General features: G+C 35.4%; 8 protein-coding genes. 3 read left to right on the forward strand and 5 right to left on the reverse strand.

Annotated features, from left to right (window positions below; genetic code table 11):
• Nucleotides 1-16 precede the first annotated feature (16 nt).
• On the forward strand, nt 17-1,207 hold the full coding sequence (locus tag IPM51_17110) for a phospholipase D family protein (GenBank protein ID MBK9286018.1): 1,191 nt from the start codon (nt 17-19) through the stop codon (nt 1,205-1,207).
• 77 nt (nt 1,208-1,284) lie between these two features.
• Nucleotides 1,285-2,739: a S41 family peptidase gene (locus IPM51_17115; protein MBK9286019.1), complete on the forward strand. Its 1,455-nt coding sequence runs from the start codon at nt 1,285-1,287 to the stop codon at nt 2,737-2,739.
• Between the two features lie 2 nt (nt 2,740-2,741).
• Here IPM51_17115 and IPM51_17120 read toward each other — a convergent pair whose 3' ends face one another.
• A complete protein-coding gene (locus IPM51_17120) occupies nt 2,742-4,382 on the reverse strand; it encodes a T9SS type A sorting domain-containing protein (protein MBK9286020.1) in 1,641 nt (546 codons plus the stop codon).
• 392 nt (nt 4,383-4,774) lie between these two features.
• Complete coding sequence (locus tag IPM51_17125; protein ID MBK9286021.1) at nt 4,775-9,292, reverse strand: hypothetical protein; 4,518 nt, start codon at nt 9,290-9,292, stop codon at nt 4,775-4,777.
• A gap of 113 nt (nt 9,293-9,405) precedes the next feature.
• Between IPM51_17125 and IPM51_17130 the strand changes: the two genes are divergently transcribed.
• Complete coding sequence (locus IPM51_17130; protein MBK9286022.1) at nt 9,406-10,665, forward strand: aminotransferase class I/II-fold pyridoxal phosphate-dependent enzyme; 1,260 nt, start codon at nt 9,406-9,408, stop codon at nt 10,663-10,665.
• 103 nt (nt 10,666-10,768) lie between these two features.
• On the opposite strand, the gene IPM51_17135 is transcribed toward IPM51_17130, so the two are convergent.
• From IPM51_17135 to IPM51_17145, 3 genes are read right to left on the reverse strand one after another with little or no spacing between them, the layout of a single operon-like run.
• Nucleotides 10,769-11,443 carry an ABC transporter ATP-binding protein gene (locus IPM51_17135; GenBank protein MBK9286023.1) on the reverse strand — a complete coding sequence of 225 codons (675 nt, stop codon included), beginning with the start codon at nt 11,441-11,443 and terminating at the stop codon, nt 10,769-10,771.
• A gap of 3 nt (nt 11,444-11,446) precedes the next feature.
• A complete protein-coding gene (locus tag IPM51_17140; GenBank protein ID MBK9286024.1) occupies nt 11,447-12,706 on the reverse strand; it encodes an ABC transporter permease in 1,260 nt (419 codons plus the stop codon).
• Nucleotides 12,706-13,785 carry an efflux RND transporter periplasmic adaptor subunit gene (locus tag IPM51_17145; GenBank protein ID MBK9286025.1) on the reverse strand — a complete coding sequence of 360 codons (1,080 nt, stop codon included), beginning with the start codon at nt 13,783-13,785 and terminating at the stop codon, nt 12,706-12,708. The genes IPM51_17140 and IPM51_17145 overlap by 1 nt, the downstream gene beginning before the upstream one ends.
• Between the last annotated feature and the right edge of the window lie 534 nt (nt 13,786-14,319).

Consider the following 14,319-nt stretch of genomic DNA (forward strand, 5'->3'; position numbering starts at 1 on the left):
AAATGGATATTGTTATATGAAATTACTAATAAACTCATCGGACTTAGAAAAGGAATTTCTACGGCTTGCGAAACAATACAAGAAATACTATTGGGCAACTGCATGGGCTGGCATTTCATCAAAGGTTTTTTCCGATTTGACATCAAGGGCAGGAAAAATTGAAAAGATGATCATAGGTATTCATTTTTATCAAACGCATCCGGATTTCATAGAGAAATTTCTAGAAACAAGCTCAGTTCGTTTCATAATGCAACCTACTGGTACGTTTCATCCTAAGTTATATTTGTTCTATAACAACAGTAATGACTGGGAATTACTTATTGGTAGTGCGAACTTCACTAATGCCGCATTTTCATTAAATACAGAGGCAACAATATTGGTAAGTAGCAAGAGTGATAATTCCGAAGACGTTTTAAAATCTGCTTTTAAACTGATCGAAGAAAGTTGGGATAACGCAAAAAAAGTATCAAAAACCGAACTTGAACATTACCGAATTGCATGGAAAAACCACAAACCCAAAGTAGATAGTTTATCAGGTCAATATGGTGGTGCAAAAAAAGTAAGAAAACCCCTTCATCAAGTCCCTATGGCGATTATGACATGGAAGGATTTTATTCATAAAGTTAATTACGAACCCCATCATGGTCCGGAAAGTCGTTTAGCAGTTATTGCAAAATGTAAAGAATTATTTGAAAGCGTTGATCATTTCAGTCAACTTAAAGGAGAGGAAAGAAAATTCATTGCAGGTATTCCAAACAAAATGAAAGGAGCAGAAAGTTTAGATTGGGGTTTGTTTGGAAGTATGAAAGGCGCAGGAGTATTTAAAAACAAGATAATCATCAATGATATTAATATTTCAAACGCCTTAGACCAAATTCCTTTGCAGGGACAAATCACAAAAACCCACTATGATAATTTTATAAAGCATTTTACAAAAGCATTTTCCGGGGTTGGGACAGCATCAAGACTTTTAGCTATGAAAAGACCGGACACGTTTATTTGTTTTGTAAGTAAAAACAAATCGCTTCTCTGCAAAGACTTTGGGATTCAACAAGCAAATATGGATTACGAAAGATATTGGACGGATGTGATCGTTAGTATATTTGACTCGGAGTGGTGGCTACATCCTTCTCCAAAGAATAACCAAGAAGAAAAAATTAGCGAGGCCAGAGCAGCCTTTTTAGACGCTTTATATTATGAGGGATAGTTGTTTGTATAGTAAAAAACTCTCAGGCTTTCTTACTATAACATTGCCTTTTCATTATTTTTTAATACATTCATATTATGAAAAAAGGACATTTAATCATCTTGATAATTTTACTTTCAAAATTATCATTCAGTCAAAATTGTAGCTGTGCAGATAATTTTGTTTGGCTCAAAGAAACGTTCGAAAAAAATGACGCAGGGTTTCAATATGTACTGGACAAGAAAGGCGAAGTAGACTATAAAAAGCATACAGACATTTATTCTGAGAAAGTAAAAACCATTACAGACAAAGAACTTTGTGCTAAGGCACTTTTAGAATGGTTACGCTATTTCCGTAGAGGCCATTTATGGTTGAAATCTTTAGCTAAAGCAGAGGTGTCTGAAAAGGAAAATGTAGATAATGACAAAATCCGAAAACAATTTAAAGACTGGGAAAAGTATGCGTATAATGAAAAGGAATTCAATTCCTACATTTCCCAATTAAAAAAGCCAACATTAGAAGGCATTTGGTCATCACCGCCCTATAAAATTGGCATAAGAAAAGTCAATGATGAATACATTGGGTTTGTTCTTGAAGCTGATGGTGTCTATTGGACAAAGGCGCAAGTTAAATTTAGAATCAAAGATGATAATAGCAAAATAAGCGGAACCTATTACATGAGGGATCACTCTGCATCAGAAATCAAAACCGCTAAATTTCTCGGCAACAATTATTTTAGTCTTGGTTCTTCCCTATTCAAGCGGATTGCGCCAATATTTCCTGCGGACAAATCTCTTGACTTGTCTTTTAAATTCGAATCCACGGAGATCCCTTTATTTGAAAAACTATCAAACACAACTGTTATACTCAGGATTCCCTCATTCGACGGTTCCGCCAAAAAACAAATTGATAGCATAATTGTCGCTAATATGGAAACCATTACAAAAACAGAAAATCTTATTATTGACTTACAGGATAACGGCGGCGGAAGTGACGGTAGCTTTGAAAAACTAATTCCTCTTATTTATACAAATCCTATACGGGTGGTTGGGATGGAGCTATTATCCACTCCGTTGAACAATAAACGAATGGAAGAATTTGCAAATAATCCAGATGCTTCACCAGAAGATAAAAAATGGGCAAGAGAAACTGCGGATAAATTAAATAAGAACTTAGGAAAGTTTGTAAACCTAGATAGTTCCATTGTGGATATTGAAACTTCAGATACAATGTATGCTTATCCAAAAAAAGTTGGTATAATAATAAATGGAGGATGTGGTAGTACTACTGAACAGTTTATTTTAGCGGCTAAGCAAAGTAAAAAAGTAAAGTTATTCGGAACGACAACTTTTGGAAGCCTTGATATTTCAAATATGTTTTCGGTTAAGTCTCCTTGCAATGATTTAGAATTAGGTTATTGTTTATCAAAGAGCTATCGTATTCCAGACTTTACAATAGACGGTAAAGGATTACAGCCCGATTATTATATTGACAAAGAAATTCCAAATTACGGGTGGATTGAATATGTAAATCAAATTTTAAACACTCCATAGCCTCATTCGATAATTATTTTTCTAACTGCTTTTTTTTCATTAGAAAGTATCTCGATCAAGTAAACGCCTTTTGGTTGTTGACTTAGATCGATGTACATATCGTTTATACCTGACACAGACCGTTCTTCTATTAATTTTTTACCCAAAATATTTCTAACAGTGATTTCTTTTAGTTTAGTCGAGCGAATTACAAATTTTCCTGAAGTAGGGTTTGGAAAAATATTGATCTTTTGGAATTCAGTAATTTCTTTTATTGAGGAAGGAATAGAGCCATTTTGAATAGCTGCAACAAAACAATTACTTGAAGAAGAAACATCCGGTGCGGGAAACTGATAAGCACTACCATGTAAAGAAACCGCTGCATCATAATTTATTCCAACATAGACTAATGAATCAGTAATCGCAAGTTCTCCACCCCAACAGTTGCACATCCCAAAGGTTATATGCTGTGACCAAATGTAATTCAGATTCTGATCGAGCTTTATTATTGCAAGTGCTTGTTCATTTGGTAATCGATCAAAGTGTATCGTATCATTGCCTATGCATAGCGAAGTATCAACTTGCGCTAATAAATAAACATTCCCATCGTCATCACTCTTCAGATCTTTTAACCAAAAAACCGTCGGATAGAGTGACTCAGGAAAACCAATATGTTTAATGTAATTACCTACTGAATCCGTTTTTATAATGTGATGAGTTCTTGTTGCCTTTGGAATGAGGAGTATATTATCATAAAAGCAGGAATCCCAACTATCCAAGCCCATATAAATATTGGAGTTGTTTGCTGTAAGCCCTTTTACAAACTGGTAATTATTGCCTCTTACAGCCTTAACCCATTTTGGATTCCCACTTATAGAGTATTTTGCAAGAAAGACGTCTGAAATGCTATTAGGAATTGTTGAAGCTAACGCCAAGGTATCGGAAATTCCTTCCAGCTTTAGAGTTGAGCCAAACCAAGAACCAGAAACCAAAAACCCATTGTTAGGTGCGTAAGTAATAGTGTTTGATCCTAAGCCATCGAAAGGTTGTTTTAAAGACCAGATATCATTTCCTGACGAATTCATTTTTTTCAAATGCGACTTAAAAGCATCATTATTATCGCAAGCAAGCTGATCAGTCCATGTAACAATAATTTCATCCGACTGAAAAGCGGTTACTGAAGTTCCAAGATCATCACAAGTGTCACCTTCATGCTTAAAAAAAACGGTCTTGCCATTCGCATCAAGTTTTGTAAGAAAATAGTCAAGAGTGCTCGCTGTCCTATGTAATGTGTCTGAGCCAATTCCAAAATAAGCATTGCCACCAAACTGACCAGTTATAAAGCAGTTTGAATATTTATCAATACTCATGCTTCTACCCCATACGCTTGATCCCCATCCTCCACCAATCCATTGCACGTTTCCTGTATTATCAAGCTTTGTCACAAAAGTATTCAGACCAGTAAAAGCAAATGGCCCGTTACTCGCATTAAAGGTAGTTTTGGTTTGGCTCCATCCCATAACATAAGGGAGGCCGGCGGAATTAAGCTTAAGACTCATCAATTGAGTCCCACTGTATGATGTAAATGGATAAGCCCATACCCAATTCTGCGCATGGGCAGTGATATTGAAAATACAGTATAATGAAAGTATAATTTTTTTCAACCTATCAGTTTTATACAAAATTAAGGTGAAAAATTTGTGCCAATTCCTTTCTTCGGTAAGAGCGTGTTTTAATAGCCAAAAGAGAGGCGAAAGAAGCTATTAAAAGTAATAGCAATACAAGTGGGTGCAAAATGTACTGAAAGGCGAGCTGATAAGGGGTAAATTAGTTGTCAGGACGGTTTTATCCGTCAAAAAACCGCTTTTAAGCGGGCAATTTTTAGCATATCTTTGTATAGACGGCTTCGACATTTAACCCCTCCGCCTGACAATACTATTTTGTTTTGTAATGTGGTTTCGACAGGCTCAACCACCAGGTTTCTACAGGCTCAAGTACCAAGTTACGAAAAGCTCAACCACCAAAGGGCGGCTGAGCTTATCGAAGCCTTGTTGTTTTATGAGTTTGTTTTTCTGATGGTTACTTTATCTGTCGCACTCCAAGTTTTGAATTCATTTGTATAATACAAGTAAGCGCTTGAAGCGGGAGAATCATACTCACCGGGCATTTCTGCTTTCAGGTCAAGATTGATTTCCTTCACTGCTTTAGGCCCTAAACCACGATAATAAATCGCAATATTATTTCCTTTAATTTCATAATAATCAAATACGTGTTTTTCCTGCAATTCTTTCAATTGCCATGGCTGTGCTGTAAATCCGGCAGGAATTCCAATAATAGCCATAGTGCTTGGAACATCTGTCGATTTTTTATTGATTAGGGTTGTTGTTAAGCGCACGGTTTCTCCAACACTGGCAACTTTGGATGAAAGTTTTGTTTTTAAATCAATGTTACATTCCGAGTCACTATTTGGTAAAGCCGTACTCCAATTAACAGCTATAGAGTAAGGCAACGGAGTTTTTACGCCAACATATTTAATTTTTATTTTATGTTTCCCTTCTCCTAAAACAAATTTTTCTAATCCGTCAACAGTAATTGCACCTTTATCGCCAGCTTTATAGCTAACTTCTTTGGCTTTTTTATTGTCAACAAAAATAACAATAGTGCCATCTTCTGTTGTCTTCTTGCTGAATTTAGCAAATTCAGTTAAAGCTTTAAGGGCAAGAATAGTTCCTTGTGTTGATGAAAATACACCGGACCCGCTACGGGTGGAAGTTAAATACTGAATGGAATTGTTTAATGCTACCCCACCTTTGTTCGCTGATTTCAACATAGCCATAATGGATAGAGCAGTAGTTTCAATCGTAAGGGAATTTCCTTGAGAGTAGGTGATGGAGTGTGAACTTCCGGTAAAACTACCATCAGCTGCTTGTTTGCTGAGTAATGCTTTTAAAGCTTCATCTCCTTTTGAATTTTTATTTAAAGAGTAAGCTGCATTTGATAACATGGCTAATAAATAGGGATCTTTAGTTTCCATGGCTTTTTTAAATGATTTATCAAATTCTTTCTCAATGTCAGAATAACCGGCTTCTGCTAATGCATAAACGATATAAGCATTTAATACATCTTCACTTATTCTTCCAAAATCATGGTAAGCATGTTGTTCTCTTTTAAATCCACCGTTGCCATCTTTTTTACTTAATAACCATTTGGCAGTTCTGTCCAGCATATTTTGATCAATAGACTGACCGGCCTTTTTCATATCCATAAATTCCATAATGCCATAGGCAGTTAATCCTTCATGTGCAGGATTAGCACCAAACCATTCATAACCTTTTTCCTTCGTTTCAAAAGTGGTTAATCTTTTATATCCTCTATCTAATAAATCAGTGGCTCTGGCTAAGGTTTTATTGTCTTTGCTGTCGGTATTTTTCATATAATCTAAAACCATGGCGTTTGGATATGCTGTACATGAAGTTTGTTCAAAACATCCATAAGGTTCTTGTAAAATTCCTTCTACACCTTTCATCAAGTCTGAAACTACATTTGGGAATGCATTAAAGCTTGCTTTTAAAGAACCATTTACTAATTTATTCACTTCAAATTCATATTCTTTTTCTACTTCTTGTCCGGCAAATGATGTTTGAACCGGGAAACCTTTAGGAGCAATTTTTATTTTTTGAGTAAAAGCGTCACCTAATCCACAAGCTTTGAATCCAACAGTAAATTCGCCGTAACCAATTTTATCAAGCACTTTATAGTCTAAATAAATGGTTTTGGCTGCGCCGGGCATAATGGTTTGAACCGGATTTAACTTTACCATTTCTTTTAATCCGTCAGGCGCTGTAATGCTTATAACGCCTCCTAGAGGTCCGTCGGTATTATTTTTTAAAGTTAATGGAATAGAAACAAAATCTTCTGTAGCTACTTCTACCGGAATTTTGGTGGTCATGGCAAAAGGGAGTTGTGAGAAAAAGGTTTTTTCTGTTCTTCCAATATTTCCATTGGATGCTATTCCTTCAACTGTTGTTCGGAATGAAGTAATGTCATCAGAAGCATAAAATTCAATTACTTTTTTTCCGGAGTAACCCACTTCAATGTTTGGATTCCAGTAAATAGTATTTCTGAAATCTGTTCTTGTTTCTACATTTTCTTGTTTATCATATTTAGGAGCCTGGAATTGGCGGGCCCGGTAATACACATTTTGAATGGGTTGACTGAAATCTTCTTCATCCTTTAATTCTGCCATGCCGCTTGCAAAACGATCGTCTCTTATTTTGCCGGCAGCAAGCATCATTTTTTCTTCTCCTTTTTTATCCATGTCTTTTGAAGCATTAATTTCTCTTATTAATTTTCTTTCTTGTTTATTTGCTTCTAAATTTTTTATGCCCTCATTTTTTCCTTTTAAATTGTCACGCAACACAGCTGCTTTTTTAAATTTAGCTCCACCCATTACAGCATCTAATTTTGGAGCAGCTTCCATGGCCATTTCTTCTCGGGGCGCTGAAGCAGGCACTGCCATTTCAGCTTCACTCCAAATACCGTTTCCGGCAGATTTTGATCGGGTCCAATGGTGATGGTTGTGTTGTACTTTATACAAGTACACAATTTGATTTTGATTGTAATCCATTACTTGTAGTGATTGCGGATAATATCCATCTGCTTTAATGTTTAACATTGTTGGACTAGATAAATCCAAATGATTGAATAGATAATTCCCATTTTCATCCGTTTTAGTTTCTTTCCCGGATGTGGATTTTACAAGCACATCATCAATCGGTTTTCCGGTATAGGCATCTAAAATAGATCCGGATACTATAGCTTTTTGCATAGGATAAATTACAGCAGGTAAATCATCTTCCATTAATTTTTCCCAGGTAAAACGTCTCCATCCTGAAGTCATCATAACATAATCCAAGGCCTGATCAGCTTTTAGTTCTTTGTCATTAAAATAAAACGCGGGCTCTTCAATTTTTCCGCCAATATCTTGTTGCAATAATAGTTGAGATAAAATATTTCCCGATTTATCATCGGCAAAAGATAAAAACTGATCATTCACCACAGCCATAGAAAGATTTGCAGGCATTGGTAGACCGCGCTCATCTTTAACCGTTAATGTCATTTTTACTTTTTCTCTGGGTAAATATTTTTCTTTTTCGGTTTCAACCGAAATGTTCATGTGCTTATGTTTATTCACAAAGGCTAATCGTTCTGCTCTTGCAATACCTTCTGAATCAAAAAGAGTAAGCTGAGCAACGCCAACCGGAAAATCTTGGGTAGAGAAAACAAATTTATTGGTGCCCGGTAATGCATCAATTAATGTAGAATAGTATACTTTTCCTCTTACTTGTGCTACTAAAGCCAAACCTTCTTTTTCGGTTGATTGAACAGTAACACCAATTTCACCTTCTCTTGAATTATCAATACCAATGGCATATCCTCTGTCCAAAACTTCAGGTAAAGCAAAAGTGGTTGATATCCCTTCGGGTTTTGTAATTTTTACAAAATATTTTTCATTGGGTTGTGGATTTATTTGAAAAGCGCCCATACCTTGGTGAAAACTTTTGAAAGAACTAATAGTGCTTCCCTTTTCAGTCACAACCACGCCTTCGATATCGGCCGGTTTGCCAAATTCATTTAATGCAGAAAAAGCAACTTTACTTTCTAATCCGTTGATTAAATCACCACCTTCAGGAAATAAAGTTAGTTTAATATTATTGAGTACAATTGGAATAGCCCTTGAAATACTTTCGGTGCTACCATTGTAATCTATCATTATGTTTAATAAACCATCATTGCTGCTTAATTTTTTTGGTAAACTAAATTTAATGTATTGTATTCCGTTTTCATCCGTTTCATCACCCTTCTCCAATAATTTTTCACCGTTTAAGTTAGCTACTAATTTTATTTTATGATTAGCCAGTGGTGTATTTTCGTTTGTATTCAATTCTAATTTAGCAATAACTTCATCGCCTGCACCAAATGCTTTTCTTTCAAAATCCAATTTCATTTTTAATGCCGGTAATACCACATCCTGAATTTGAATTTCTTTTATAAATGCATTTTCTTCCCCTTCATTTTTCATCCAGTTTGTATAGGCTTTAATTTTATACATTCCGCCAAGCGCTTCTTTATCTATTGAAAAATCGCCGGAGGCCTTTCCGTTTTTAGTTAGTACACTAATCTTTTTTTCAATAGTTCCTTTTGGATTAATTAATTCAAGGTGAACGATATCACTAACCTTTGAAGATTTTAAAGTAATACCATCGCGTACGTATGCGCTAATCCAAATATCATCTCCGGGTTCATACATGGGTTTATCTAATTGCAAATAAACCCGCTCTTCAGGTAAATGTGTATTGTACTCCGTTAATTTTTCTTTAATTGTTTTTATCAAATCATTTTCTATCATTGATTTGTAAATGCTGTTAGGGGTGAGCCAGGCCAAAGTTGCTGTTGCTGCAAAAGCAAGTGCAACAAGGGAGGAGGCTTTTTTTGTTTTACTGGTTTCCATATATTTTGTTTTTAATTGATTGCCGGTTTTGAAATTTAGATGCACAAGCTTTACAAATTCCATAAACTAAAGGATTAACTCTTTGTAACTAACTTATAATCTATGAATTACGTCTGTTCCGGCCTTTTTCAAAATCCTAATAAAACAAGTATCTTTGCCCTATCAATTCTTAAAAAATGAAAGATATTTTTGAAAAAATAAAATCCAACTTAGGCCCGATTGGTGAACACGCAAAAGAATCACATGGTTACTTTACTTTTCCAAAACTGGAAGGCGATATTAATCCTCACATGGAATTCAGAGGAAAAAATTTATTGAACTGGAGCTTAAACAATTATTTGGGATTAGCCAATCATCCGGAGGTTAGAAAAGCGGATGCTGATGCGGCACAAAAATACGGATTGGCTTTGCCGATGGGTGCACGTATGATGAGTGGGAATTCTACTTTTCATGAGCAATTAGAAGCCGAACTATCTGAATTTGTAAAAAAGGAAGATACTATTCTTTGTAATTTTGGTTATCAGGCCATGGTTTCCGCCATTGATGCAATTGTTGATCGCCATGACGTGATTGTTTATGATGCAGAAAGCCACGCATGTATATTAGATGGTGTTCGTTTGCATATGGGTAAGCGTTATGTATTTAAACATAATGATATTGAGGATTGCGTTAAGCAATTAGAAAGAGCTAAAAAATTGGCTGAACAAACCGGCGGTGGAATTTTAGTGATTACCGAAGGTGTATTTGGAATGCGTGGCGATCAGGGAAAATTAAAGGAAATTGTAGAGCTGAAAAAGAAATATAATTTCCGTTTGTTTGTTGATGATGCACACGGGTGTGGTACTATGGGTAAAAATGGTGGAGGTACCGGTGAAGAACAAAATTGCCAGGATGGAATTGATATTTATTTTGGAACTTTTGCTAAATCATTTGCCTTAATTGGTGGATACATCAGTTCGACTAAAGAAATTATTACTTTTTTACGTTATAATATGCGTAGTCAGATTTTTGCAAAAAGTTTGCCTATGCCTTTAGTAATTGGTGCTTTAAAAAGGTTAGAATTGATGCGTAATCACCCTGAATACAGAGAGAAGTTATGGGAAATTACCAGAGCTTTACAGGGCGGTTTACAGGAAGCCGGATTTAATATTGGTGATACTAACAGTCCGGTTACTCCCGTTTACTTAAATGGCAGTATACCTGAAGCTACCAATATGGTGATTGATTTACGTGAAAATTTTGGGATTTTCTGTTCGATGGTTGTTTATCCGGTTATTCCTAAAGGCATGATCATTTTACGTTTAATTCCTACCGCGGTTCATACCTTGGAAGATGTGAAATACACCATTGAGTGTTTCAGCAAAATTAAAGATAAGTTGTATGGAGGCGAGTATAAGGCTGACAAAATTAGAGAAGGCTTTTCGCAGAAACTATAAGAAAAAAATAAATCCCGGAAAATATTTCGGGATTTTTTTTGCTTACTTGCTTAACCGAGCTATTTGTTGCTGTTTTTAGGTCGCTAAAAAATTAATTTAAATTTTAACTGATAATTTTACCGTCTTCCATCTCAATAATACGGTGTGTACGAGCGGCAAATTCATTGTCGTGTGTTACAATTAAAAGTGTTTGATTGAACTCTTCGGTTAATTGTTTAAATATGGAGAAAACGTTTTCGCTATTTTTTTTATCCAGGTTTCCGGTTGGTTCATCACCCATAATAATTAAGGGATCATTAATTAGCGCTCTGGCTATGGCCACTCTTTGTTTTTCTCCACCCGAAACTAAATTTGCATTTTTTTTGGCCAAGTGTTCAATTCCCAATTTTTTTAGTTTTTCCATAGCACGATACTCCACTTCCTGGTTTGAGAATTTCCCCAATTTTAAGCCCGGAAGCATTACATTTTCCAATACCGAAAATTCATTTAATAAATAATGAAACTGAAAAACAAAACCTATTTTTTCATTTCTTATTCGAGAAAGTTCTTTTTCTGTTTTGTTTTGTGTTGATTCTCCATCTATCAACAATTCACCATCAAAATCCGTATCCATGGTGGATAGTATATAAAGTAAGGTAGATTTTCCGCAACCCGATTTTCCAATTATGGAAACAAACTCACCTTTGTTTATTTTAAAGCTCAAATCTTTTAAAACTGTAATGGTTACAGGATCATGAAATTCTTTGATAATATTTTTAGCTTCAAGTACAGTTTCCATTTTTTATTTCCCTCTGATAATAGCCACCGGATCAATCTTACCAGCTTTTTTGGCTGGAAAGAAACCGGCGAAATAGGTAGTGATAATTGAAAAGGTAGCGGCAATAAAATAAAACACAATACTGTAATTTACCGGAAATGTTTTAATGGATGGAATAGAAGCGGCCTCAAAAGGAATATGGTCAATGCCGTAGGATAGAAAGAAACCAAAGATTAAACCACTCAGTCCTCCGGTAACACCAATGATTAAGGCAATTAGTAAAAAAATATATTTTACATCTTTACCTGAAAATCCGGTTGCTTTTAAAATAGCAATGGAATCCATTTTTTCAAAAATCATCATATTTAAAATATTATAAATACCAAACCCCGCTACTACCAATAAGGTAATCCCAACGGCATAGGATATAATAGAACGTACACTACTTCCGGTTTCAAATTGGGCATTGGCGGTTTGAATATCTTCCGCATCTATCGCAAATTGTTGTGCATATTCTTTCGCTACGGTAGGGGCAAGGTTTAGGTCTTTTAATTTTATCTGAATGTCAGTAATGTAATTATTGCTTTTACCCAGTAATTTTTGAGTGGTTGCCAATGAAGCGTAACTATTAATTTTATCAAGTTCAGCTAAACCCGATTGAAATGTACCTACTACTTTTAGTGGAACTCGTTCGCCTAATGTTGATGTAATAAAAACAACATCTCCAACATTCACCATGAGTTTTTCGGCTAACACTGTTCCTAGAATTATACTATTTGAAACTGTTTTTAAATCAGAACTGTTACCGTTTATTATATATTCCTGAAAGTGAAAGAGACGAATTTCTTCTTCTACATCAATTCCATTTACGGTTCCGTTAATTTCTATGGCACCATCATTATAAAACACAGGCGCCATTATTTTTGGAGCAACACCCAAAACACGTGGATCGGTTAAAACGGCTTTTATTATAGCTAAGCTATTGTAAATTTCTTTTCGGTTATTGCCTGAGCGCACAGAGCTCACAAAATTATGTTGATTTGGCGCGGAACTTTTTAAATCTATGGGTTGTGTAAGACTAGGTTTTACATCTTTAAATAAGCGTACATGTGCAGTTCTGTTTAATATTAATCCATCGAGCATGTCGTTAAGGCCAGCCATAAAACTCAACAAAGTAATAAACATCATGATACTGAATGTTACTCCAACCGCCGCTACAATGGTTTGTTTAAGCCTGGCGCCAAGTAAGGAAATTGCAATTTTATAAATTAATTTGTACTTCATTAATCCGGCTTGCGAATTTTATCTTCTGCTTGTAATCCGCTTGTTATCTCCACTTTTTTGTAGTCCATTAACCCGGTTGTTACTTTTTTCAATTCCTTGCTTTCTAACATTACCGCGGTATCACCCAACAGATAAATTCTGGGTATAGTTAATACTTTATCTTTTTCCTGTATTAGTATATTGGCTTCAACCGTTAAATTGGGGTAAATGGTTTCAGGCAATTGTTTAAATTCAGCTAAGATTTTAAACGTGCGGGTTTTTTCATTCATGATCGGATCAATTTTAGTTACCACCGCATCAAATATTCTTTTTTTATAACTATCCATCGTTACAAAAACTTTCTGCTCTAATTTTATTTTGGTAATGTCATACTCATCTACCAATAATTCAATTTCAAAATTTTGATCATCTCCTATTACGGCTATCGGGCCTTGCGTGGTTACCAATTCTCCTTTTTCTTTTAAGAGGCTGTAAAGCTTCCCTTTTACTGAACTCTTAATGATAAAGTCAGACTCATTCGAATTGCTAATTTCCAGATTATTGAGGGCTTGTTGTTCGGTAAATTCTAATTGTTTTTTTAAGTCGTTGTATCGTAAAAGTGAATTGATATAATTAGATTTCGAATTTTTAAATAACAATTCTTTTTGTTCCAATTCATTTTTACTTCCAATTTGCTGTGCCCATAAGTTTTGTTGTCTGATAAAGTTGATGGAATCTGATTTATACTTTGCTAGAGCCAATTCGCTTAGGTTTTTCAATTCAACTACTTTTTCTCCGTTGGAGTTAATACTAGCCAAGTTGGCAGCAATTTTGGCATTAGCTGCGTTCATGCGGGAAGAGAAATTTTTTATTTTAAGGATGGAGTCGTTCGGTTGTACTAATTCTCCCTCTCGGACATATATTTCTTCAATTATTCCGTTTACTGTTGAGAAAACCTGATATTGATTTTTACTTTTAATGTTCCCGGATGCATAAACAGATTCTGTAATTTTTTCGAGGGTAGGGGAAATCAGCTCTGTTTTATCACCGCAAGATACGATAAGCAATAAAATGGATAGGTAAGTAACAATTAATCGCATGGTAATGATATGATGGTACAAAGTTAAGCAAAATAAAAAGGACTGATTTGACCGATATCATACCATATGTAAATTAGTTATTTGTCGGGGTGGCCGATTAGCTACGCTGATCCGGATAGGGGAAGTTCAAATACCAAAAGCCTTTTTTGCTGACGCAAAAAGTTCTTTTTTGTTCAATCGAATCGAATGAGCAAGCTCCTTCTCTTCTCTTAAACAAAAAAGCCCTTCACTGTCGTGAAAGGCTTTTGTTATTTGTCGGGGTGGCCAGATTAGCTACGCTGATCCGGATAGGGGAAGTTCAAATACCAAAAGCCTTTTTTTGCTGACGCAAAAAGTTCTTTTTTGTTCAATCGAATCGAATGAGCAAGCTCTTCTCTTCTCTTAAACAAAAAAGCCCTTCACTATCGTGAAAGGCTTTTGTTATTTGTCGGGGTGGCCAGATTAGCTACGCTGATCCGGATAGGGGAAGTTCAAATACCAAAAGCCTTTTTTTGCTGACGCAAAAAGTTCTTTTTTGTTCAATCGAATCGAATG

This window comes from Sphingobacteriaceae bacterium, from assembly GCA_016715905.1.
Classification (GTDB): Bacteria; Bacteroidota; Bacteroidia; order B-17B0; family Aurantibacillaceae; genus Aurantibacillus.

Coding starts and splice junctions, on each gene's coding strand:
- IPM51_17110 (MBK9286018.1), top strand. CDS start 17: ATGAAATTACTAATAAACTCATCGGACTTAGAAAAGGAATTTCTACGG.
- IPM51_17115 (MBK9286019.1), top strand. CDS start 1,285: ATGAAAAAAGGACATTTAATCATCTTGATAATTTTACTTTCAAAATTA.
- IPM51_17125 (MBK9286021.1), bottom strand. CDS start 9,292: ATGGAATTTGTAAAGCTTGTGCATCTAAATTTCAAAACCGGCAATCAA.
- IPM51_17130 (MBK9286022.1), top strand. CDS start 9,406: ATGAAAGATATTTTTGAAAAAATAAAATCCAACTTAGGCCCGATTGGT.
- IPM51_17135 (MBK9286023.1), bottom strand. CDS start 11,443: ATGGAAACTGTACTTGAAGCTAAAAATATTATCAAAGAATTTCATGAT.
- IPM51_17140 (MBK9286024.1), bottom strand. CDS start 12,706: ATGAAGTACAAATTAATTTATAAAATTGCAATTTCCTTACTTGGCGCC.
- IPM51_17145 (MBK9286025.1), bottom strand. CDS start 13,785: ATGCGATTAATTGTTACTTACCTATCCATTTTATTGCTTATCGTATCT.